The following is a 23,576-nucleotide window of genomic DNA, read 5'->3' as shown; positions in this document are numbered from 1 at the left end:
TAAGTTTGTTAGTTTTTAATTTCAAAATAATCCCATGCGAAAAATACTTTTCTTTTTTTTAGCCTACCTTCTCACTCAAAGTCTTAATGCTCAATTATTAAATTCTGTTGTGAATGTATCACCTTACTTTCCAGATGCTAGTACGTTGTTTTTTGATGCTGGAGATGTAACTGTCTCTGGTGCGGTGGAGTACCCTTTGGGAGCATATGCTGGTTATAAAGCTGGATGTCAAATAGATGTTACCGATACGCAAATAATAATTAGCGGAGATGCAACATTGTTCTCTCCAGCAAGCTTTAATGGATGGGTTCTTGAAGTAATAAGCGGAGTTACTATTACAAGTGCCATTGTGGATCCTGGAAGTGATTATTTTCCTGTTGTAAGCTTAGTCAATGGACGTGTTGAAATGAATTTTGAAGGTATTACTACTGTCAATGGTTCTACGACAACAATTAATATTGTTAGTGAGCCTGCGGTTGCAGTCCCAACTCTTTCTCAATGGGGAGTCATCGCATTAGGATTAGTTATTTTAATTTTTGGAGTAGGTTCAATTAAACAAAGACAAAAGCAAATACAGTTAGGGTGAAAATCCGATTGAAAGATAAGTTCAGCCCGATCAAATAGTTATCGGTTTTTTTTAAATTTTCTAAAGATTTTTGAAAATTTTTCTCGCTTTCCCAATTACCTCCGCCATTTGACATCATTAGGCTTATATAAATTATAATTTTTCAAGGAATCGAACAAGAGCTACAAATAATTATAAGTTTTAGGAGATATCACTTTTTACCTCTTCTATTTTGCTCTGAGATTCTGTTCATCTTTTGAAACCAAACCCAAAATACTTCTCAGAAGTGGTCTTGAACTAACCTTGGCAGCTCGAATCTTTGTCTATCTTGCATCTAAATTAAGATCATATGAAGGTTCAGGTAGTCTATTTATTGTAATTCCTAGGTATGTTCGTAGTAGCACTCAATATTATCTACGGATGGGAAGTATCGTGCGAGCTGATTATACTGCTTTTGTTTCCCACCTGCCCATCTTATAAAAGGTTTTATTTTCATTTGTATCGTTTTTTATCTTGTGGCTAACGGTTGGCGGTATGGTTAGTAAGGGAATGCGGGCTTTTTACTTATCAATTTACAGTAAAATTTGGAGCGGGTAACTATGCCCCGAAAACTACTGAAACCCTTATTAACTATAACGCGTGTTAGCGGTTCGTTGTTTCTATTTTGTTACTTCTATCCACTCATTTATAATTTCTGTCAGGTCAGTTTTTCCACTCTCGATGTCTTGCAAGCTTTTAAAAGTAACAATTGCTCTGTCATTTTCTTTCCAAACTAACATTTTACTTTTTTTAGATATTAATTTGTCTTCTGGTTGCGTCTGCTTTTTTGCACCTCTATGAAAGATTAATTGTACTTGCTTAGTCGGTGGTTGAACTCTCATTGTAATTCGGTCTTCATTGTTAAAACAATAATTGGGTCCGTTCCACTTTATGTTTTCTTCCAATCTGTTATTTGCTTCTAAAATACAAATTCGCAACTGCTCAATTTCATTTCTAAACGGATGATTTAGTGCTTCTAATAAGGCAGTTACCTCAATATTTAGGTTTATTATCTGTTCTGACATTTTTATCAAAGATTTGATTTCAACGTTATAATTTTCTTTATCAATTCTATTGGCAAAGGTTTATCGTGCATAAAATGTAGACTGTCTTTTGTTTTTTTAGCTCTATATTTTGAGACTTCTTCTTCAATTTCTGGCAGTCCATAAACTGGATAGAAACCAATATGCTTTTTGTATGCGGCAAAGTAAAGATGATGTTTGCCTACTTTAAATGCTGGCATTTTATAACGAATACTTTCCTCTGTGTCTGGTAAAACTTCAAAAAATAATTGTCGCAAAATTTCAAGTCTTGATTGAATTTCAGGCTCAAACTGTGATATGTATAGTTCAACTCCGTTCATTGTTCTTTTTTGAATAATTGTTTTAGTATAAGCCATCGCCTTATTCCAGTGAGAAAATAATCTGTTCTTGTAGCTTTCGTCATTTAAAAAATAATTGTAAGCTTCATCCAAAGACAAAGAATCTGATTTTCTGGCCCAAGAGTAGTTCATATTTATAAAATTCAGAAGCTATTTCAGAAGATTCTTTAAGCACGTTCATATCATCATGCTCTCTGCCAATAACAAAACTCAATCGAATTATTCTTCTAATGACAGTATTATATTTAGTTGGTAATATTTCCTCATTTTCAATCAGTTTACGCATATTATTTAACTCTGGATTCAAGGTGAACCTCCATGACGAGAGTTGTTTTAAAAATGGATCATTCTGATAATCTTTCTTGCTGACTTCGTTGTTCAGTACATTTTTAAAAAGTGTATCAATCTCTGTACTGTTGTTTATGTCATGGTTGGCGTTCCATATGGTAAGTCTTAAATCATATTCAAATTTATCCATTAGACTTTCTATTCCCAATAACTCCTTTCGCCTTTCATTCCAATTGCTAACTTGTAGTGCAATAAGAATCCCAATCACTACTAAAAAAATCTCTCCGATTGCATATTTAAAGTATTTGGATATTTTACCTCCTGAAAGCAAACTTTGTCTTATTTTTCGAAAGAATTTTATCAATGGGTAGTGGTTGGTTATAATGGTTTCGCTGCATGCTATGTTTCGACGTAGTAGAAGTAGAGTCATGGCAGCATGTTAGCATTTCGTCATTATTTAGTCCCTAATAAAGAAAGTTGACGTAAGATCCCTTACTACCTATAATGGTATTTTTCTAAATTAGAACTTCTAATTGATTTTCTACTTTCCGATAACCACTTTATGAATTGACTTTTCCAGCTTTAAAAAGTATACTCCAATGAGATCACTTACTAGAATTTCATTTTCGGTTGAAGTAAGAATGCCGTGTTTCATTAGCTTTCCGCCAATATCATATAATTCAAAACTGATTTTTTTCTCTTTTTCTGCCTTAATATAAACGCTAAGAGAACCATCCTTTACTGGATTTTCATACCACACTAGCTGGCCCCCTTCTCGATGTACATCAATAATCTTGCTATAGGCATATTCCCCATTATAATCTACTTGCCTTAATCGGTAGTAATTTAATCCTAGCAGTGGTTTGCGATCAATAAAATTGTAAGACATTGCTTCCATTGTCGATCCATTTCCATTGACCAAACCTATCGTACGAAAGTTCTTTCCATCCGCACTTCGTTCTACTTTAAAGTAATTATTGTTGACTTCAGAAGTCGTTTTCCATTTAAGCAGTACCTCGTTATCTTCTTCCCAACCTTTAAATGCCGATAACTCGACCGGCAAAATGGAATTCATTGTTAAAGTAAGCTCAGAAGTACCATACTCCAGATTCCAGTCATACCCTTCAGGAAGGATCACATTGTCAAAAGTTCCACTTCTGCTCTCATAAGTCATTAATGTAAATGTTTCTCCACTCGAAGGAATCTTCCCTTCTATTAATAACACCTCCAGTGTTCCCATAAATGTGGCAATGCCTTCCACCGTAATTAAGTCATTAGAAGATGATGATAATTCTGCAAGGTATTTAGGATTATCACTCAGAGTTGGGGCTGCGAACGTAAGCGATCCTGGAATTTCTATTGTTCCTGGCGAATTGCCTGGGCTAAGAACACTTCTATTTTCTATTAATCCTGCTCCATCAAAAATGCCTAAATTTTTTATAGTATCTTGATTAACAAAGGTGCCTACATTATAAAATTCACCAGAATTCATAAACGTGCCTAAGTTTAAAAAAGTGCCATTTTGACGATTGTTAAAAAATCCATTGTTAGTAAAAGATGAATAATTTACAATACTACCAGTATTCGTCAAAAATTGTTGATTGTCGAAAGTTCCATAATTAGTAATCTGACCACTGTTAGAAAAATATTCAGCAGTACTTATCACAGTCCCCGTATTCCTGAAGTTGTCACTATTCCAAAATAAAGAACCGAATTGTATTCTGAAGTTTGCATGATTTATTAGATTCTTACGATTCTCAAATTCTTCTAGTACAAAAAAATCGCCTTGATTATTGAAGAGATTCATATTAAGAAAATTTTCACTATAAAATAAATCATAATTATTCAAAGTACCTCTATTAATAAAATCACGATTATTCTCGAAACGGCTGAAATTATTGACAATTCCACTGTTATCAAAATAATCCCGGTTTCTACAGGTGGAAGCATTAGAAAAAGTGCCACGATTTATGAATTCGTCTTGGTTTGTAAAATAGCCAGTATTATAAAAAAGTGTAAGGTTTTCACAAAATCCAGGACAATCACACTGATTAGGACAATAATTATCTTGAGCAAAAATAGCCAACGTAGAAAACGATAGCACAGTAAATAAGTATTTCTTTAAAACTGCCATATCTAAGAATTTTTAAGGTTTTGTAAATTTGTTTATTTTGGACTTCCCTTAGCTGACCAACCATAAATGTAATTTTAGCTTTTAAAAAACCATGGGTTTAATAACTTAATATACTGTAAGGTAACTCAAAGCAAAACTAAAGTAAATACGTAGGTCTACTTAAAATGATTTGTAAAAAGAAATTAATTATGATTGTTAATTTCTGTTGAATGGTAACGGTTTGGATATGAGTAGTGTGACCCCTTAGGGAGCATTATCGCATATACATTGTTACCATCTGGCTTATTATTTAATTTATCTCGGAATAAATTGTTTTTGAAAATGTATCAAATATAGTATTAGTCTCGGCGTGGTTAAACGGGATGTGCTGTGTGAAAATACAAGCTGTAACTCCAGATATGTAGTCAATATAAAAGAAGGTATTCATCATACCTCCCCAATATACAGTTCCAGGTTTTCGACCATAATCCTGTCCTTGATTATCAATAGCCCAAGCCAAACCCCATTTTGTAGAATTGGTTGCAAGTTCGTTTAAATCACAGCAATATTCAGGATTGAAATAGTTTCCTTCACTATCCATATTAATATTCCCAATTTGGTTTTTGGTCATTTCTTCAACCGTTTCTTTGTTTAATATATTAATATTTTCTATCGTGCCATAATTGAGCAGGCATTTTAGTATTCGCATATAATCATTGGGTGTTGACCACAAACCATCATCACCACTAAACCTAGAAACTTTCTTCTGGGGTATCCGCCCTTTATTTTCAGTCAAGGGTTGCTTTCCGTCTTTTCCTCGGTTTCCACTAGATACAATATATTGCTTTAGAGAATCAGGGACATTAAAAAATGTTCTTTCCATTTTTAAAGGTCCGGTGATGTTACTATTGATATAATCTTCCAAAGTTGAATTGGTAACCTTTTCAATCACTCTACCAACCCATTCTAAACTTGTACCATATAAAAACCGAGTACCGCTTTCAAACCTTCTAGGTGCATCGGGATGTTCCCAATTTTCATAGTCAAATTGTGATAATTCTAAATCTGTGCAACAGCCGTAACCGAATCCAGAAGTATGGGTTAAAAGATGCCTAAGCGTAATAGGGTTTTTGGGTTCGGAAAGCTGTCCATTAGATAAAATTGGGATTTCGCTCATTTCTGGCAACAACGTGCTCAAGTCATCATCTAACTCTATTTCACCACGTTCAACCAATTGCAAGGCGGCAACACTTGTTATCAATTTGGTCATAGACCACAATCGAAAGATGTGATTTTCTGTTACATCTATATCCTCTGTCCATACTGCTTTGCCATATGCAAATGAAGCTTCCTCGTTCTTTATGTTTGATGCAATAGCAACTACAGCAGGTAAATCATTCTTTTTCATTGCCTCGTTCATAATTGAAGTTACTTGCTCTTGGGCTGGAAACTTTACACCTATATTTTCTTCCGTTCTGCATCCTGAAACCAGAATGAATAAAATGATGATTTTAAGTGTTGATTTCATTTTGTTATTTTTTTTTGCATGGTGGTAACGTTTCAGCTGCATGCTCCGTTTCGAGGACCGAGAAATGGAGACATCGCAGCATGTTACTTGCTGCTATTCGCTAGATTTATAAGTTCCTCAATATCTTTGGCAAAAGCCGGATGCTTTATACTATCAAGTTGAATATAACCATATATCTGATTGAATTCTAGCATTGAAGAATCTGCTTCAAATTTGACACTTAAGATTGAGGAGTCAATTATTTCACTATATCTAGTCGTATAATATTCACTTGAATCGACGGAGAAATCATAATGAAAAATCGCCGAATTTGCTTCTTGAATTACAATATGAGTAAAGTCAAATTTGAATTCTATAGCTTTTTCATCGGTTAATCTAGTAGTTTCAATATATGGATATATTTCGCTTTTCTTGTTGACTGTATTTATTTCTCTTAGTAGGTGACCGTTTTTGTATAGTCTCGTTTTGACAAGTTGTCCGTCATAATCATATATTTTCTGTTCACCATGTCTTACACTTCCTTTTTTTTGCATATAACTCATAAGCTTGCCGTTTGAGTGATATGAGGTTCTAATAATTGGGAACTGATCGTGTAGTCCTTTTTCTTCTGCCTCTATACGACCAAGTGAGTCATAGAATGTGAAATGAATTCTTTTTTTATGTCTTATTCCTCTACTTATGACCTTACCTTCGTTGTATCTATAAGCGTATACATAATCGATTGGAACAATTTTGAATTGCAGCATAGATAGCTTGTTACCTTCTTCATCGAATATCAGATAAAAGTCAAAAATGAATGTTGCAGCCAACGTTAGACAAGCAAACAGAATCAATCCTTTCAATTTGCTAAAACCTTTCTTCATGGTCTATTTTGGTTCTTTAATTTTAGTTGCAAGTAACGGTGAGTATATGGCGCGTTTCAATGCGCTATATACATTGTTGTAACACGTTTTTATTTCAAATATTTAAGTAGAAATTCTATTTGCGCCTTACTCGATTTATCAAATAGTTCACTAGGATAATATAGTAATCCAAAATGTCCTCCATCAATGTCTAACCATTCTTTTGGTTGATTGATATGATCAAATACATATTTAGTCACTTGAGGATTAGCACCATGCATTTCATCATCGGTCGCAACAACCATTAATATTGGAGCCTTTAATTTATCTGTAAGTTGACCAAGGTTGAAGTTATCTGGAACTTCAATGTTTGAAAATGAAACTATATTCTTCCAATTAGTACCAAACCGACCACCATATTCTATAAACCAATTATATGCTGTTAAATCGGTCAATACTGAAGGTGTTCCTAATTGGTCAATTGAGACAATTGGCATTTGCTCTGTAGTTGTATGCGGTAAACTCTTAATGTCGTCAAGTAGTAGCGTTTCTTTCGCAAAAGAATATGAACTACGGTCTTTATCTTCTATTGGTATTTCTTCACCAAGTGCAGGAATCATCATAATTACAGCTTTAACTCTTTCGTCCATTGTACCTGCTAAAAAAGCCTCTCTAGAGCTCATACTTGCTCCCCAAACGGCAATTTTATTGGCATTGATCTCAGGTTGAGAAGAAATAAAATCAATTGCATCAATATAGCCTCTGGATTGTACCCAAAAATTAATTTCTTGACGTGGTTCTCCATCGCTTATTCCTAGATTTCTGTGGTCATATAATGCAACAGCGAAACCTGCTTTGCTAAATTTCTCCGCATACTTATCGGCTGTCATCCCATTAATAGTAGTTGTAAATCCATGAGCCATTATGACAACAGGGCTTTTATCCGACTTAATCTCTGGTAGATATAATCTCCCTCTTAACATTGCTCCCTGTGACTTGAATTCAATGTTTCTATACATAATTTTGTCAGCTGTATTTGGTTCAGATGCTTCCACAGGTTTCTGATTATGGGTGCAGGATAAAAATGTCCATATCAAGATTCCTAATAGATTTTTAGATATTCTTATCATTAATGTGATTGTTTATAAAAATAACTCTCCTTTTAATTGATAGTGTTCTGCTTTGCTGTCATATCTTTTTAATACTCGTTTTGCATTATCAGGTACATATGCTTTTTCATAATTTTCACCAGAAAATATTTTTACTGAATCTATTGAGTCAAATTGAAGAACGAGGAAAAATTCTACTTCATCGTTCATTTTCTTTGTGGAAATGCTCACTTTTTCCAATCCGTCAACACCATTCCTTTTCACTGTAGGAAAGACCTCATTGATAAGCATATCTTCATAAATAGGTCCATTTTCTATTGTGGTCCAGCCTTTCCAAGTTCTTATAATTTTTATACCATTACTCATTAATCATCAGTTTTAAAAAGTTATTAAGTTATATCTCCTTTAATGTGTTACAACGTTTCAGCCGCATCCAGAGTCCGACCGAAGGAAGGATTATGCGATCGTGGCATGTTATGAACTGGCTAATCTTTAAGAATGTTAGTCCTTGTTAAAGTTATAGAAATATGCTATTTTCTTACATCATTTTAGCAAGATTTTACTAATTCAGTGTTAAAAGTTGAAACCTTGTCCAATTATACATTTAACTAATCAGGTCCCAAACAGCTTAAATGTTTTAAAAATAACTATCTTGCTTTTGCAAGACCAAATTTAATCGACTTTTATGAGCATAATCTTCAAAAAATTAATTTTCATTATACTATTGTTGGCACTATCAATTGACAACTTTGGTCAATGTACAGTTAATACAAACATCACAAATGATGTGATGCTATCAAGTTCTTCTGGAGGAACTGATAATCGATCTGCGTTAGCATATAATCCAGTTGATGATTTATATTATTCCGTAAATGCAGGTTCAGGTTCATATCCATTAGATGTATATGATGGAACTGGACTTTTAATTTCAAGCAATGCTTCTAACGATGATTGGAGAGGATTGTTTTGGGATAATAATACTGTGATGGCTTTCGGAAATGAAATCGGAGGAGGACAAGTAACAAAAATTGATATAGATGCAAATGGTCTTCCAATCGGTAGTTCATCTATGTTTAATTTGAATCCTGTTCCAGCAAACAGTCAAGCTTGTGCAAGTTTTGATTCTGATCTCAATGAAATTATAATTTGGAATGGCAGTAACCCTGTTGTATTTTATGATGGATCCACTGGAATGCAAACTAGAACTTTAACACTTTCTATTCCAGTTACAACTCCAATTTCAAATATTAATAGTACTAGTATTGTTTACGGTGAATGCATAGGTGCAGAACTTGGATTATACGATTATGTAAGTGGCGAAGTTTTGTGGTTTGACAAGAATTCTGGAGATTTTGATGTGAGCACTTCTTTAGGAGCTGTTTATCCGGGAACAGATAGATTTAATTTTGCTTATTCTAATAATCTAGTTTGGATTTATGATAGAAATGCAAATCAGTGGATCAGCCATAATGTATTTGAAAATATGCCTGCGGCTGTACCTACATTGGGGCAATGGGGAATGATTATTCTCTCGCTTTTGCTATTAATATTTGCTGTGAACTATTTAAGGGAAGGGGCTTCTTCAAAAATAAAATTAGCTTAGAATATTTGAGCGTGACAATTTTTATAAGTGATGTGATTAGGAATCACACATTTAATTTTAATTGTCTTTCATTTTCGATATTAGATCTTTTATTTTGTCTTCCGTGATATTGATATTCGGTTTATAATACTGGTAATTAATTATATGAATAATGGTTGATTTAAATGGTGAAAGTTAGCATCTATATTGTTTTGCTTGTTCATAACGGATCTGATGCATGCTTCGTTTCGAGGAACGAGAAATGAAGTCATCGCATCCTGTTATGCATAGGCATATTGATGTTAGCATGCCATTGACTTGTACAAAGTATCTTGTTCATTGAAAAAGTAGAGAAATTTATCGACGTTAAATGTGTTTTTATCAATTTCTTTAAATCGACCAGAATTGACTTTCAGGAATTCGTTTTTATCTAAAGGTGGGAGATAATGTGCCGCTCTCAAATTATAGAAACTTGTATTTCCGATTTTTGTGCGATGCAATTTGATGTATTCGTTTTCAACTGCTTTAGGTATTAATATTAGAGCCTCACTTTGTTTGTTAACTTCATTAGCAACATCCTTCTTACTTTTTTGATAAATTTCAGCTTCTTTCACCATTCCTTCGTACATATCAGTGTTCAACGATCTTAACCACTTTGTGGAGCTTTCTAAATGCTCGATGTGTTCGAATTGTATAAGTTTTTCATCCCTAAAAATAAAACTCATTTCTAGTTCTGAACAATAGTATTTGTGTGATGAGATTTTTGTGAGTAAAATCACTTTTTGAAGAAATTCTAATTTCAAATCACCATTTAGTATACCTTCGTTTAGAATGTCGTCAACGTTATCAGCAGAATATTCAGTCTTCCAATCTATTTTTTCAATCGTTGTATTTAAAACACTAAAATGGAGATTTTTTACTCCATCTCTTGTTTGAGCAAATATTGGCTTTTTCGACAAAATCTTAAATCCTATAAACTCGAAAATGTCAGAATCAAAAAGATGTACGACATGAATCTCATTACGGCTCCATCCAAGTGATTGAATTATATCATTAATTGAGCCAGACCCTGGCATTGATTGAAGTTCAGTAAGTCTTCCATATTGAAATTTATAAAGTCCAGTTGACCTCGAAAAAGATATATTTCGAATATAACTCCTTAGTTCTTTTTGATTTCCTTGAAATGTATTGGTTGAATTTTCTAATTTCTTTAGTCTATTTATACTCAAGCCACATCTTAAAAATACTATGATTTTGTTAAATAGATTAATTCGATTATCGGTTGCACTATACTGTATTCTTTTAAATGATGTTTCGTAGGCAGTCACACAGATAATTAGCCAATAAAGTGGAGCATACAGCAGAGACAGAATTAATGGTAATATGAATTCTTTAAGTTTTTTGAGTGATAACAAAGTTGATGGATTTTCAATTAGACTTTTAGAAGTATGCCATATGATTATAAAACCAATTGAAGTTAGGGCAAAATTCAAGAATCTTTGAAAACCACGGTATTCTGATGTGCCATCGTATCTTAATTTTGTTTCTGTAAATAATTTTAGCAGCACTAGAACAATCGATATTAATAAGATAAGCATCTCGATTCCAAAGCTGAATACATATGTTGCAGTTATGAATTCAAAGACAATCGTTATTTTAAATATATCTTTAAAAAACTTTTTGAACGTATTGTTTGATACTGCTTTTAAATCCAAAGTGAGTATTCCCAAGAAGCCTACAGTCACTAACCAAAGTAAAGAGTTTTTCAATAAGTAGAATTCCCAAAATCCAGCAATTTGTAATGCCAATAAGGCTGTCGTGAAATAGAGACTAATTAGAAGTAATATGGTAAGTATAGAACCTGAAAACAAAATTTTGATAATTCTTATTGTCGAAGCTCTAGTATTCTTAAACAAGATGACGCTAAATAAGAATATGCCAATCAATGCAAAGAGCGAAAGTTCTCTATTATCAAACTGCTGTAAAAATTCACTCATATACGAAATTATTTAATATATAAATGAATTCCAATTCAGATTAGTTCCATTTTGATGTTCTTTATAGATTGCTTATGCATAACGTCATTTTATCCACACTAATATATATACATCATTCCAACTTTCTCAATTCCGTTATATTTTAATTCTTGTATTCACTTCCTGTATATTTATTTTTGCAATGCTTTTCGATTATTTTACAACAACACTTTTTTCATAATTAAGCTTGCTTAAGTCCTGCTATTACTCAATAAACTCAAGTTTAAATGTTGAATTTAAATCTAACATTGACCTGCGCCTCTACCCTATTCTTTCCGAATATAATTCTTCCAACTTTCGATTTACGACTCTTCCAACTTTCGATATACGTTATTCCACTTTCTGATATACATTCCACTTATAAATATTTCATAATGGAATTACGACTCTTTTCTTACGAATTCTGTGTTTGCAACCAAAGCTCAACTTAGCTCACAAACTATTCTTTGTATCGAGTAGCAAAAGTCCTCTTTTTGTTTGCATATTTCAGAATATTCAGTCATATTCAAGCAAAATTTGGCACATTCAGGAATAATATTGCGAATCTGGATCCGAGCGACACCATTACAATAGCCACCTTTCGGTATACCAACATGCCATCCTGAATTAAGCTTCTATTGACCTTGATGACGCGAAAGGGAATACTCCTTTTACTTCAGCTCTATTCACAAGATGTGAATAATGGGAAATTAGTAGGATGGCTATTTTTGATTAAAGCATAAAATTATAAATATTATTGATCATGAAATCACTTTTTTCTCTTCTGCTTTTCATCCTATTAGGAACGACTTCTATCTTCTCTCAGATTTATGTAGCAGCAGATGGAGATGATGCAAATCCTGGGAGCATTTCTCAGCCACTTGAGTCGATTCAGAAGGCACAAGAATTAGCCAGCCCTGGAGATACAGTATTTATTCGTGGTGGATTATACCAAGTCCGAGAAGATCAGGTCTCGAAAATTCAGCAGGATCTATTTGCTTGTGTTAGTTCTTTAGACAAAAGTGGTCTTCCTGGACAAACGATTAAATACTGGGCATATCCTGGAGAAACGCCTATTTTTGATTTTTCTGACGTGGCTCTTGCGGATCATCGCATGGTCGGCATATGGGTGGATAGAGGGACTGAATACATTCATATCAAAGGTCTAGAAATGACTGGTATGCAAGTTACCATAACCTCTCACACGGAGTCTTACTGTATATACAGTCAAGGCGACAACAATATTTTCGAAGCGATCAGTATGCATGATAATATCGGTACGGCTTTAAGACATTTCAGGGGTGGTAATAACTTGTTCTTGAATTGTGATGCCTATCGAAATCATGACAATGTTTCGGAAGATGGTAAGGGAAGTAATACAGATGGTTTTGGTTGTCATCCTAACCCTGGTAGTACAGGAAATGTATTTCGAGGATGCCGTGCTTGGTTCAATAGTGACGACGGTTTTGATATCATCCGAGCTGACGAAGCTGTACTTTTTGAAAACTGCTGGGCTTTCTATAATGGATTTTCATCCGACTTCCAAAGTCTAGGTGATGGCAATGGTTTCAAAGCTGGTGGATATGCGTATGATACCGCAGATAAAATTCCAAATCCAGTACCTAGAAATACCGTTAGATTTTGCATTGCTGTGCGCAATAAAGCCAGCGGGTTTTATTCTAATCATCATCTGGCTGGAAACGACTGGTATAATAATTCCGCATATTTGAATAATTCTAATTTCAATATGGTGAACCGCGAAAGCCCAGAGTCAGATGATATCTGGGTAGATGGTTATGATCATGTTCTTAAAAACAACTTGAGTTACAAGCCGTATGGCTTCGGATCACATACTGCCTACATCGATACTACACAAAATACCTCAGAATACAATTCATTCAGTTTACCAATAACGCTAACCGATGATGATTTTATAAGTCTCGATCATAGTTTATTAACTAGTCCGAGAAATTCCGACGGAAGTCTGCCAGCCATTGATTTTATGCGACCGAGCGAAGGAAGTGCAATTAATGATGCAGGAGTAGATATCGGTTTTCCATTTTATGGCAATGCACCTGACTTGGGCGCTATTGAAACCAATTATCTAAGCAGTATCGAGACCCTGGAAGAAAAAGTAAATGATAAAATTGCGCTGTTGAAGAATTACCCGAATCCTTTTAATTCGCTCACTAACTTTCATTATACATTGACAGAGTCGGGTAACATAGATCTGTCAATCTATAATATCTCTGGGCAGAAAATTCGAACGCTGACTAAGCAATTCCAGAGTGCTGGAACCTTTACTGTTTCTTGGAATGGCGAGAATGACTTCGGCCAGTCGGTCGACGCTGGATTATATTTCTACCGACTAAACATCTCTAATTCAACTGGTTCTCAGTCTATCCAGAAAAAAGTAATGCGCTTAAAGTGATCGTCTGCGAAATAAACATTGACCTAAAATAACACTAAGAAAAATTAATAAAATGGACCGAAATGAATTTCTAAAAACCACTGCACTTGGACTAGCTTCTACCTTCATACCATTGCAGTTCTATAGCATGGATAAGAATAATGAGCGAGAGACCGATGAAGTTTTCATGGCTAAATTACTTGAAGCCAATGAAAAATATGTTGCTAATTATCTACAAAGTATGGATAATCCGATGGCATGGCAATATTACAGGAGACTAAGTGGTGGAGTCGCCGCCCTTTCTGCAGGTTATTGCCATCCAAAATCTTCCAACTTTCGATCACCAAAAGTGATGGAGGCACTAGACCAAATTATTTCTAGACTAAATGAACTGCAATATCCTAATGGCACCTTGGATTCTGGTGGTAATAGAAAATCACCTCCGGATACTGCATTTTTACTAGAATCACTGTGTCCTGCATATCATATTCTCAGTAGTAATGAAGATTTCACTGAATTAGCAGATGTAAAAAAGAAACTAGAAACCTTCCTGTTAAAAGCAGGCGAAGGCCTTCGAACTGGTGGCGTTCACACACCGAACCATCGATGGGTCATCAGTTCCGTGCTGGCACAATTGTACGCGATATTTGGAGACCAGAAATATCTAGATAGAATCGACGAATGGTTAGCAGAAGGTATCTATATGAACGAAGATGGCCAATATCCAGAGAGAAGCAGAAACTATTCAGTCGTTGAAAATTCAGCTTTTATTCACCTCGGTGAAATTCTTAATCGGCCTGAATTATTTGAAAATGTCAGTAAAAATATCGATTCTACATTTTATTATATGGAAGCGGATGGAGAACTGGTAGCCTTAGATTCAAGAAGGCAGGATAAATATGCACCGATTTCTATTACTCGGTTTTATCGCATCTATAGATTTATGGCAATCCATGAAAACAGTGGCTTCTTTGCTGCCATCGCTCGAAAAATCGAAGATCTGAGAGACTTTAATCGGATAGTGCTGTCCTCAGCTCTACCCCATTTTATGGCGAACCAAATGTTAAGTCAGGAGATGCCGAAAAGTGCAAAACTACCAGAGGATTATACTAAACATCTTAAAGCATCGAATCTTGTCAGAATAAAGAGAGGAGATATTACTGCTTCTATTTTTGGTGGTACGGACAAACCACTGACTGTTGCATCTGGTCGGTCTACTAACCCGACTTTCTTTACTTTCAGAAAAGGTGAAGCGGTCTTAGAATACGCGCGATTATCATCTTCTTTTTTCAGTATGGGCTATTTCAGAAGTGATGGTCTACGCATAGAAGGAAATGATTATCTGTTGTCGGAGAAAAAAGAAGCCTATTATTATCACCCACTTCCAGCAAGCAAGCGCAATAAAGCAGGTGATTATGAACTTACAGAATCTCTAGATGGACGTTTCTGGAGTAAGATGAGTTTCGACGAGCGACCGAAAGACACCTTGGAATTTAATTCAGAGATCAAGGTAACGGAAGATGATGGTGCTTTCTCCATCGACCTTGATATCACCGGTGAAGAAAACGTGGAAGTAACGCTGGAATTATGCTTCAGAGCAGGTGGCGTGCTAGAAGGTGTTTCCAAAGGTTACAGTGATGATGATGAAACGGATGAGAATGAAATAGATTACTTTTTGAATGAAGGCTATGCTACCTATAGTTCAGGTGGCGACACGATAAAAGTAGGTCCAGGAAAGTCTGAACACATGCGGGTTAGCAGAATAGATGGTGAAGTGTACTCCACGCATTTCGGATCTATAAAAGGTAAAGGGATGCATCTGTATATTACAGGATTGGTTCCATTCAAACATACAATCACCATAGAATAATGGAAGTCTGCTATTGGCAGAACTCTTCAGAAATAGTCATAAACAAAAAAGCTCACCGAAGTAATCGGTGAGCTTTTTTAATAGGATTTTCTTAATTATTTCTTAGCTTTTAACTGCAAGGAACTATCGTTAATTTCGAATTCGTTGTTTTTCAATAATAGAATGATTTCAGAACCTGCGAGCATTACTGGACCATATCCATGTGCTGCAAAAACATGAATCGGTCGATGATAGTAAAACGCTGGATCGAAACCCATTCCTGTTCCAACGCATGTTCCTTCCACCTGCCCTTTTTCATTGACTTTCGTCGATATTGCATTCCAGGCCAGAATCGCTGCCGGGGAATAAGCTTCTTTATCAATGTAACCTCGGTTAATGGCTCTCGTAATTGCATAGGTATAAATCGCCGTTGCCGATGTTTCTAAATAAGTGTCGCTGCGATCTATCAATTGGTGCCAGAAACCGGTACCATCCTGAAAGCGAACTAATCCTTTGATGTGAGACTTGAGTTGGTTGAGTACCATTTCATAACCTTCATGTTCTTTCGGCAATACTTCTAGTAATTCGACCAATGTCATCACCGCCCAACCGTTAGCTCTTGCCCAGTGAAATTCTGGGTGACTTTCCATGGACTGAACCCAGCCATGAATATAAAGATTGTTCTCCTTTCGAAACATGCGTTCCGAAAACAACTTTACTTGTTTTACGGCATCATCAAAGTACTTCTTTTCTCCAGTCAAACTGCCCATCTGAGCAAGTGCTGGAACACTCATGAATAAATCATCTAACCAAAGCGTGTTAGGTTTCGGACGATTTCTTGCCAAAGTTCCGTCAGCAAAACGATATTCTTTGTTGCTTATATAGTCAATTAAATGATCAATCAATGGACGCAGATCTGCTTGCAAACCAGCTTGCTGAGCTTTAATCATCGCTGCGCAAATTGCACCTGCATCATCTAATGCATGCGGTTGTAATGTAGACAAGATCGGCGATGGATAATCGCGATCCGTTTTCAGTTTATCTTTGTAAAACGGAGCGATATCAGCGATGAGTTTAAGTCGTTCATTCGTATAACTTGCATACTTAGCATCGCCAGTCGCCTCTGAAGCTAATAACATAGCTGCATAAGTAACGCCCCATTCGTAGCTTGTCAATCTAAAAAGTCCAGGTTCTAAAATTGAATTCCTGTCCAATTTCGAATAATCCATGACTTCTTTCTGAGTCTTGGAATCAATGATCTTCGAAGCGGTTTCTGAATCTAGAAAGTTGTACACTCGATCTAAGACTGCGGTGACATCATCTATCTGTGGAGCTCCATATGGAATTGGATAATCTGGTTGCATAAGGTGTAAGGGTGTGTTCACATCATTTATCTGAGAAATTAGACCCGTTGTATTGCCTATGAGCAAGCCAATAAATAATGTACTTCGTAATGTTTTCATGTTCAATGTATTTCGTTTTAGTTTCAATAAAAAATTGAAAAAATGAATTCATTTTGCCTAAAGTGCCAAACTTAATTACTGTTTATTCTGCTTTTTTAGTCAAGAATTCTGAATAATTTCTAAGAATACAAAATTAAAATGAAATCATTGAATTTTTAAGGACGTAGTCTTGGCAAAAAAATAGAAATCAATATTAATTGATTGATAGATGTTACCATTTTCGATTTCTACCAGCTATTATGGCTTAATCATGTGACTGTTGGGTGAGAGATTAGGAATAGCTATTGTAAAAGATTGACCACAATACCTCTTTGAACTATTTTATTTAATTCCAGATACCGAGATAAATATCATGTCTCACACCTTTCACGATACGAAATTTGACATTTTTATAATTAGACCCTTGATTATTTCTTCTGATGTAGGTAAATTTTTGTATGTTAATCGCCAGTTATTGATCAGTTCAAACCGCACACCTCTTTGACATCGAGTGGAGAAAGTGGTTTTTAAAATTGAAGTAAACAAAACATAATAATATGAAATCAAATTTTACCCTATTCCTTATTTGTATTCTTGGCCTGGTAACAACAAATATAGAAGCTCAATATGTGGATACAAAAAAAGTAGACGCCTCTACCAAATTGTACTTAGCAAAGCCTGGTTACAATACACCATATGGGGAAACCAGTCCGGATTCCGTGAAAGCATTAATAGACCGTGTGCTTTACTTCCTCGAGGAAGCAACACCTGTAGGTGTGCTGGATAAAAACACTAAAAAACCAATCACCGATTATAAACAAGTTGACCAAAATTCTATCATTAATCAAGGAACGTTCAGCATCACTAATTATATGTGGGGAGTTACTTATGCTTCGATGCTGAATGCTGCTAAAATCACAGGTGATGATCGCTATAAAAAATATGTTGAAAACCGGTTTCAATTTCTAACCGAAGTAGCACCGTATTTCTTAGAAGTGCTCCCGAAAGACAATAAAGAGGCCGATCCGCAAATGCGTCAGATGCTACGCCCAGAAGCGTTAGATGATGCTGGCGCGATGTGTACAGCTATGATCAAGGCAAAAATGGCTGGCATTGAATTTAACGGGCAGGAGGTAATGGATCGTTACTTTGATTTCATTATGAATAAAGAGTATCGAATGGATGATGGAATATTCGCTCGAAATCGACCACAAAAAAATACCGTCTGGCTAGATGATATGTTTATGGGTGTACCCGTTATTGCTCAGATGGGAAAACTAACGGGCGAGACTAAATATTACGACGAAGCGATCAAGCAAGTTTTGCTATTTGCTGATCGAATGTTCATGCCTGAGAAAGGTTTATATCGCCATGGCTGGGTAGAAGCGATGAATCCACATCCTGCTTTTCATTGGGGACGAGCAAATGGCTGGGCACTCCTTGCCAAAGTAGAGGTATTAGATGCTATTCCGGTAGGTTACCCAGGCCGCGATAAAGTTCTAACTTTATTACAAGCTCATATTCAAGGACTATCCGTTTACCAATCAAGCGAAGGACTATGGCATCAACTTTTAGATAAAAACGATTCTTACTTAGAAACATCGGCAAGTGCAATTTATGTGTATTGCATGGCTAAGGCGATTAATGAAGGTTGGATTAACATGTTGGCCTATGGACCGCAAACTATGTTAGGCTGGCACGGTGTGACGACGAAAGTTAATGAACGTGGTGAAATAGAAGGCACTTGTGTCGGTACAGGAATGGGATTTGACCCAGCATTCTACTACTACCGACCGGTAAATATTGCGGCCGGTCACGGTTACGGGCCTCTTATTTTTGCAGGCGCAGAAATATATCGTTTACTAAATAATCAAACCGTTAAGATGAACGATAGTGCTTTAATGTTTTACAAGGAAAAGATCGAAACGGATGCAGCCATCTTTTACATGGAAAAAGATGGTGTACGTGATCATCATTAGTCAGCAGTAAAAGCCTGATTGGCAAAATTTCTATTCCACCTTCATTGTTAGTGTGGCTTAATTGTAAACAATACTTGTATTTTAAATTAACAAAACCAATATGTCAAAGAACTCTTTTTATCAGAATAAGGCTTGGAGCATCGTTATAATTCTTGCACACTTTATCGCATTTAATAGTCTTTTCGTTCCAATGGTTAACGCACAAGTTGACACGCCTGTCGAGCTAAAATGGCTTGGCGATGAAAAGCCCAATATAACAACTGGAGTAAGCTGGGGAGTGCCTTTCGAAAAAGGAACCGTTCCAGTTGATAGTGATTATTCACTAAAAGATTCTAATGGTAATTCGATGATGGTACAATCCTGGCCATTAGCTTACTGGCCAGATGGCTCTATGAAATGGGTAGGATTAAGTACCGTTATAGAAAAAGGATCAGGTACTACCTTCCAACTTCAACCAACGAATAATTCTAATCATCCGAATGAGGAAATTCAAGTAACTGAAGCCGAAAATGTTGTGCTCATCAATACGGGAGTATTACAATGCGAAATTCCTCGCCAAGGAAGCAAAATCATCAATTCTATCAAAATTAATAACCTGGAGGTTTCTTCTGGAGGTGAATTGGTTTGCATCCTTCAGGATGGACCAGCACAAGAATTCGGTGCTCAGCCTACAAAAGAAAAATTCATCGGCAACATTGAGAAAGTGACCGTAGAACAGTCAGGACCAGTGCGGTCTGTTGTTAAAATAGAAGGAAATCATATTTCGACTTCAGGGAATAGGGAATTTTTACCATTCATCATCCGAATGTATTTCTATTCCGGTCAGCAAACCGTAAAAATGGTTCATACCATCATTTACGATGGTGACCAAAACAAAGATTTCATCCGAGGATTAGGAGTTGTTTTTGATGTTCCAATGGATGAAGAAATTCAAAACAGACATATTCGTTTTTCTGGTGAAGACGGTGGCTTCTGGTCTGAACCAATCCAACCTATGGTCGGTCGACGCCAACTTGCTGACAAGGAAATGTATGCCAGACAATTAAGAGGAGAACGTGTTCCGCAGCAGGAAACCTTTTCTGAACGTGAACAATCTTTTTTAGATCATTGGGCTTCATGGAATGATTTCAAATTATTTCAAGGGAATGCTGATGGCTTTAGCGTTAGAAAAAGAATAAATGACCAAAGTGCTTGGATAGATGCAGGCGCAGGTGGGCGCTCATCAGGATTGGTGTTTGCAGGAGATGTATCAGGTGGATTGGCGGTTTGCATTCGAAACTTCTGGCAATCTTTTCCAGCTGCACTGGAAGTTCGCGATGCAAAAACAGAAAAGGCCAAACTAAAAGCATGGTTTTGGTCACCCGATGGACCAGAAATGGATATGAGGCATTACGACACACTCGCTTGGGGCCATGGTCTCGAAGCCAGTTATGAAGATGTTCAACCTGGATTAAGTACACCAACTGGTGTAGCCAGAACCAGTGAAATATTGTTATTTGCCTCTTCAGATGTACCTACTATAGAAACCCTGAATGCACTTGTAGAGGTAGGTAACGATCCTCCCCTATTAGTAGCATCACCGGAATACATTCATAGCATTCCAGTTTTCGGAGCCTGGAGTTTGCCCGACAGAAGTACTAAAGGAAAACAATGGATAGAACACCAATTAGATAACGCATTTAAGTATTATCAACTAGAGGTAGAACAACGCAAGTGGTACGGATACTGGGATTATGGAGATGTAATGCACGCTTATGACGAAGAACGACATGTATGGAAATATGATGTAGGTGGCTATGCTTGGGATAATAGTGAGTTGGTGCCCAATATGTGGTTATGGTATTCATTCTTGAGATCTGGAAGTGAAGATATTTTCCGGATGGCAGAAGCTATGACAAGACATACTGGAGAAGTGGATGTTTATCACCTAGGCCGACTTGCGGGACTAGGATCTAGACATAATGTCCGACATTGGGGCGGTGGCGCAAAAGAAGTAAGAATTTCGCAGGCGGCTTTGAGTAGATTTTATTATTACTTGACCAGTGATGAACGAACAGGTGATCTGATGCGCGAATCAGTAGAAGCTTCTAATACAGCCATCGGAGAACTGGATCCTCTGCGTTTGATATTGGATAAAAGTAAATATCCGACACATGCTCGTATGGGACCAGATTGGATTGCCCTCGTGGGGAACTGGATGACAGAATGGGAACGAACGGGCGATGATCAATATAGAGATCGCATTCTAACAGGAGTTAATAGTTTATACGAAATGCCCTACGGACTTTTTTCTGGAAAAGGTGCGGCGATGGGTTACGATCCTGCTACTTTTAAATTGTATCAGCTCGATAAAAACGACATCGGATATTCTCATTTATCTGTACTAATGGGTGGCCCGGAGATAGCATTCGAATTAACTCCGCTTTTGGAGAATGAAAAGTGGGATAAGCTATGGTTACAATTTTGCAAACTTTACGGGCAACCAGCTGATGTTGTTGAAAAAGAATTTGGTAGACGCGCTAAACTAGGAGATCCAGAGTTATGGTATGCAAGACTTCCGGCTTATTATGCGAATTCCACTGGAGAAGCAGACTGGGCAGTAAAGGCATGGAGCGACTTTCTTAAAAAGAGCAACTGGGAAAACATATATACCCATTTCAATATGGAACTTGTAGATGAGCCAGGAATGTTGAGACCCGTCTATGAAGTAAAAGGAGTCTCTACAAATAACACCGCGCAATGGTGTTTGAACGCTATAGAATTACTAGGATTAGTGGGCGATCAGCTTCCCGAGGATCATCCGCTTTTTTCTCAAAAATTGAATCATTCAAAAAACTAATCATGACTATAAAATATTTAAAACCTTTCTTGCTTTGTTTTTCAGCTCTAATTTTAGTTCAATGTCAGACCGATTCAGGTAAAAGTGCGTTTGTTTTGAAAAACAGTTCTAACATTGACCTAAAGGATAAAGCAATTTCCATAGCGCGACAGCAATTAACGAAGATACCTGATGGGAATTTATTTCCTTTAATTATCACATCAGCGGGCGACACGCTTCCTGCGCAGCTTGATGACATGGATGGTGATAAAAAATGGGATGAGCTATTTTTTGTAGTGGATATTCCAGCTAATAAAGAGTTGAATTATACTGTAGAATGGGTCAATGATCCTCCGAATTTTCCAGCAAGAACTAGTGTGAGATTTGGAAAGCGACTGGCAGCAGATATTCGCGTAAAACCAGCCCTCGATGAGGAATTAACGGCCAAAGACTTGCCCCTTGTCATGGGTTTTCAAAGGTACCAGACCGACGGGCCGACTTGGGAAAATGATAAAGTGGGATTTCGGCACTACCTGGATGGAAGAAACTCGAAAGATGTATTCGGAAAGAAGACTCCTGAGATTTCACCTGAAGATGTAGGTATTAATGATAAAGGAGAAACGGAGGATAATTATCATGTGATGGAAGATTGGGGTCGTGACATTTTATCCGTTGGGAATTCTGTAGGCGTAGGTGGATTTGGCATTAAAGCCGGTGATCAACTTATTCGACTCGGAAGCATCGAAGGTGATACGATGAGTAATGTCGAAAAAACCAATTTTAAGATTGTAACAGAAGGACCTGTGCGAACAGCACTAAATTATCAATATACCAATTGGAAATCTGAAGATAGGACTTATGCCGTTGAGGAAAACACGACAATTTGGCCAGGAATGTATGGATACCAAAATACTGTTCAACTTTCAGGATTGGAAGGAGATGAAGAGCTGGTCGTTGGGCTTGTTAATAGTAACACGGAGATGGCACTTGAATCATACGAAGAAAACGACAAATACGTCGTGCTTTACACGCATGATCAACAAACCTATGATAAAACATGGTGGCTTGGGTTGGCTATCATTCTTCCACGAGATATTTATCTGGGAAATATGGAAGCACCTAAGACCGGACGGTTATCGAATACTTTTCTGGCCAGGTTAAAGGTAGAAAACAACAAGCCTTTAACTTATTATGCAGTTGCTTGCTGGGAGCTTAGCGACGAGGGATTTACGGATAAAGCCTACTTTGAAAAATATCTTAAGAACCTTACGAATCAATTGGCTGCGGAGGTTCAAGTAAAGGTAAAATAGTAGTAAATTAGAGATTTTGGGGGTTTGTCTCCTGGCCCCTAAAGTAAAGTGGTGTTAAAATACGCACACCACTGTCATCTTCTTTATTAGAAGTTGCCAGCGGCGTGCAATAAAAAAGTACCCTTCTTAAAAATAGAAGAAAATATTGAGAACATTTTTAACTTAGAAATAACTTCACTTTAATTTTTCAATGCTACCATAGCAAAATAAATTAATCTTGTTTTATGTATATCTTAGCGGGTTCTGCATCTTGAACTAAAACAGGAACCTCCTCTTACTTTTTTAAGAATACCAATGATACAGATA

General features: G+C 36.4%; 17 protein-coding genes. 7 read left to right on the top strand and 10 right to left on the bottom strand.

Annotation, left to right across the window (positions count from 1 at the left end):
• Positions 1 to 34 precede the first annotated feature (34 nt).
• Complete coding sequence (locus L2586_RS20955) at positions 35 to 586, top strand: IPTL-CTERM sorting domain-containing protein (RefSeq protein ID WP_235294916.1); 552 nt, start codon at positions 35 to 37, stop codon at positions 584 to 586.
• A gap of 638 nt (positions 587 to 1,224) precedes the next feature.
• Here the strand turns inward: L2586_RS20955 and L2586_RS20950 are convergent.
• The 8 genes from L2586_RS20950 to L2586_RS20915 form a co-directional block, all read right to left on the bottom strand.
• Positions 1,225 to 1,629 (bottom strand): DUF1801 domain-containing protein, encoded by a 405-nt coding sequence (locus L2586_RS20950; protein ID WP_235294915.1) that lies wholly within the window; start codon positions 1,627 to 1,629, stop codon positions 1,225 to 1,227.
• Positions 1,630 to 1,634: 5 nt separating this feature from the next.
• Entirely contained in the window at positions 1,635 to 2,117 is a 483-nt protein-coding gene (locus L2586_RS20945) for an iron chaperone (protein ID WP_235294914.1), read from the bottom strand.
• The gene (locus L2586_RS20940; protein ID WP_235294913.1) at positions 2,071 to 2,637 is read right to left on the bottom strand and encodes a hypothetical protein; all 567 of its coding nucleotides are present in this window, start codon (positions 2,635 to 2,637) and stop codon (positions 2,071 to 2,073) included. The genes L2586_RS20945 and L2586_RS20940 overlap by 47 nt, the downstream gene beginning before the upstream one ends.
• A 177-nt stretch (positions 2,638 to 2,814) precedes the next feature.
• Positions 2,815 to 4,407: a T9SS type A sorting domain-containing protein gene (locus L2586_RS20935; protein ID WP_235294912.1), complete on the bottom strand. Its 1,593-nt coding sequence runs from the start codon at positions 4,405 to 4,407 to the stop codon at positions 2,815 to 2,817.
• A gap of 289 nt (positions 4,408 to 4,696) precedes the next feature.
• Entirely contained in the window at positions 4,697 to 5,914 is a 1,218-nt protein-coding gene (locus L2586_RS20930; protein ID WP_235294911.1) for a serine hydrolase domain-containing protein, read from the bottom strand.
• A gap of 83 nt (positions 5,915 to 5,997) precedes the next feature.
• Positions 5,998 to 6,777, bottom strand: coding sequence for a toxin-antitoxin system YwqK family antitoxin (locus tag L2586_RS20925; protein WP_235294910.1), 780 nt, complete (start codon positions 6,775 to 6,777; stop codon positions 5,998 to 6,000).
• Positions 6,778 to 6,866: 89 nt separating this feature from the next.
• Positions 6,867 to 7,886, bottom strand: coding sequence for an alpha/beta hydrolase (locus L2586_RS20920; RefSeq protein WP_235294909.1), 1,020 nt, complete (start codon positions 7,884 to 7,886; stop codon positions 6,867 to 6,869).
• 12 nt (positions 7,887 to 7,898) lie between these two features.
• A complete protein-coding gene (locus L2586_RS20915; protein WP_235294908.1) occupies positions 7,899 to 8,231 on the bottom strand; it encodes a hypothetical protein in 333 nt (110 codons plus the stop codon).
• A 319-nt stretch (positions 8,232 to 8,550) separates the two neighbouring features.
• Between L2586_RS20915 and L2586_RS20910 the strand changes: the two genes are divergently transcribed.
• Positions 8,551 to 9,468, top strand: a complete 918-nt coding sequence (locus tag L2586_RS20910; protein WP_235294907.1) for an IPTL-CTERM sorting domain-containing protein — start codon at positions 8,551 to 8,553, stop codon at positions 9,466 to 9,468.
• Positions 9,469 to 9,749: 281 nt separating this feature from the next.
• On the opposite strand, the gene L2586_RS20905 is transcribed toward L2586_RS20910, so the two are convergent.
• Positions 9,750 to 11,255 (bottom strand): hypothetical protein, encoded by a 1,506-nt coding sequence (locus L2586_RS20905; RefSeq protein ID WP_235294906.1) that lies wholly within the window; start codon positions 11,253 to 11,255, stop codon positions 9,750 to 9,752.
• A gap of 970 nt (positions 11,256 to 12,225) precedes the next feature.
• On the opposite strand from L2586_RS20905, the gene L2586_RS20900 reads away from it, so the two are divergent.
• Both L2586_RS20900 and L2586_RS20895 read left to right on the top strand, forming a co-directional pair.
• Positions 12,226 to 13,893: a right-handed parallel beta-helix repeat-containing protein gene (locus L2586_RS20900; RefSeq protein ID WP_235294905.1), complete on the top strand. Its 1,668-nt coding sequence runs from the start codon at positions 12,226 to 12,228 to the stop codon at positions 13,891 to 13,893.
• A gap of 52 nt (positions 13,894 to 13,945) precedes the next feature.
• Complete coding sequence (locus tag L2586_RS20895) at positions 13,946 to 15,742, top strand: hypothetical protein (RefSeq protein ID WP_235294904.1); 1,797 nt, start codon at positions 13,946 to 13,948, stop codon at positions 15,740 to 15,742.
• Positions 15,743 to 15,837: 95 nt separating this feature from the next.
• On the opposite strand, the gene L2586_RS20890 is transcribed toward L2586_RS20895, so the two are convergent.
• A complete protein-coding gene (locus tag L2586_RS20890) occupies positions 15,838 to 17,184 on the bottom strand; it encodes a glycoside hydrolase family 88/105 protein (protein WP_235294903.1) in 1,347 nt (448 codons plus the stop codon).
• Positions 17,185 to 17,720: 536 nt separating this feature from the next.
• Here L2586_RS20890 and L2586_RS20885 point away from each other — a divergent pair.
• From L2586_RS20885 to L2586_RS20875, 3 genes are all read left to right on the top strand, one after another.
• Entirely contained in the window at positions 17,721 to 19,142 is a 1,422-nt protein-coding gene (locus tag L2586_RS20885; RefSeq protein ID WP_262914195.1) for a glycoside hydrolase family 88/105 protein, read from the top strand.
• Between the two features lie 100 nt (positions 19,143 to 19,242).
• Positions 19,243 to 21,981, top strand: a complete 2,739-nt coding sequence (locus L2586_RS20880; RefSeq protein ID WP_235294901.1) for an exo-rhamnogalacturonan lyase family protein — start codon at positions 19,243 to 19,245, stop codon at positions 21,979 to 21,981.
• A 2-nt stretch (positions 21,982 to 21,983) separates the two neighbouring features.
• Complete coding sequence (locus tag L2586_RS20875; RefSeq protein WP_235294900.1) at positions 21,984 to 23,270, top strand: DUF4861 domain-containing protein; 1,287 nt, start codon at positions 21,984 to 21,986, stop codon at positions 23,268 to 23,270.
• Positions 23,271 to 23,576: the final 306 nt, after the last annotated feature.

This window comes from Portibacter lacus (genome assembly GCF_021533215.1).
Classification (GTDB): domain Bacteria; phylum Bacteroidota; class Bacteroidia; order Chitinophagales; family Saprospiraceae; genus Portibacter; species Portibacter lacus.
The sequence above is the reverse complement of the archived record's forward strand: the minus strand, read 5'-3'. Positions and strand labels throughout refer to the sequence as shown.

What these genes read in the sequence shown, in the direction of transcription:
- L2586_RS20955 (WP_235294916.1), top strand. Translation starts at nt 35, where the DNA reads ATGCGAAAAATACTTTTCTTTTTTTTAGCCTACCTTCTCACTCAAAGT.
- L2586_RS20950 (WP_235294915.1), bottom strand. Translation starts at nt 1,629, where the DNA reads ATGTCAGAACAGATAATAAACCTAAATATTGAGGTAACTGCCTTATTA.
- L2586_RS20945 (WP_235294914.1), bottom strand. Translation starts at nt 2,117, where the DNA reads ATGAACTACTCTTGGGCCAGAAAATCAGATTCTTTGTCTTTGGATGAA.
- L2586_RS20935 (WP_235294912.1), bottom strand. Translation starts at nt 4,407, where the DNA reads ATGGCAGTTTTAAAGAAATACTTATTTACTGTGCTATCGTTTTCTACG.
- L2586_RS20930 (WP_235294911.1), bottom strand. Translation starts at nt 5,914, where the DNA reads ATGAAATCAACACTTAAAATCATCATTTTATTCATTCTGGTTTCAGGA.
- L2586_RS20925 (WP_235294910.1), bottom strand. Translation starts at nt 6,777, where the DNA reads ATGAAGAAAGGTTTTAGCAAATTGAAAGGATTGATTCTGTTTGCTTGT.
- L2586_RS20920 (WP_235294909.1), bottom strand. Translation starts at nt 7,886, where the DNA reads ATGATAAGAATATCTAAAAATCTATTAGGAATCTTGATATGGACATTT.
- L2586_RS20915 (WP_235294908.1), bottom strand. Translation starts at nt 8,231, where the DNA reads ATGAGTAATGGTATAAAAATTATAAGAACTTGGAAAGGCTGGACCACA.
- L2586_RS20910 (WP_235294907.1), top strand. Translation starts at nt 8,551, where the DNA reads ATGAGCATAATCTTCAAAAAATTAATTTTCATTATACTATTGTTGGCA.
- L2586_RS20900 (WP_235294905.1), top strand. Translation starts at nt 12,226, where the DNA reads ATGAAATCACTTTTTTCTCTTCTGCTTTTCATCCTATTAGGAACGACT.
- L2586_RS20895 (WP_235294904.1), top strand. Translation starts at nt 13,946, where the DNA reads ATGGACCGAAATGAATTTCTAAAAACCACTGCACTTGGACTAGCTTCT.
- L2586_RS20890 (WP_235294903.1), bottom strand. Translation starts at nt 17,184, where the DNA reads ATGAAAACATTACGAAGTACATTATTTATTGGCTTGCTCATAGGCAAT.
- L2586_RS20885 (WP_262914195.1), top strand. Translation starts at nt 17,721, where the DNA reads ATGAAATCAAATTTTACCCTATTCCTTATTTGTATTCTTGGCCTGGTA.
- L2586_RS20880 (WP_235294901.1), top strand. Translation starts at nt 19,243, where the DNA reads ATGTCAAAGAACTCTTTTTATCAGAATAAGGCTTGGAGCATCGTTATA.
- L2586_RS20875 (WP_235294900.1), top strand. Translation starts at nt 21,984, where the DNA reads ATGACTATAAAATATTTAAAACCTTTCTTGCTTTGTTTTTCAGCTCTA.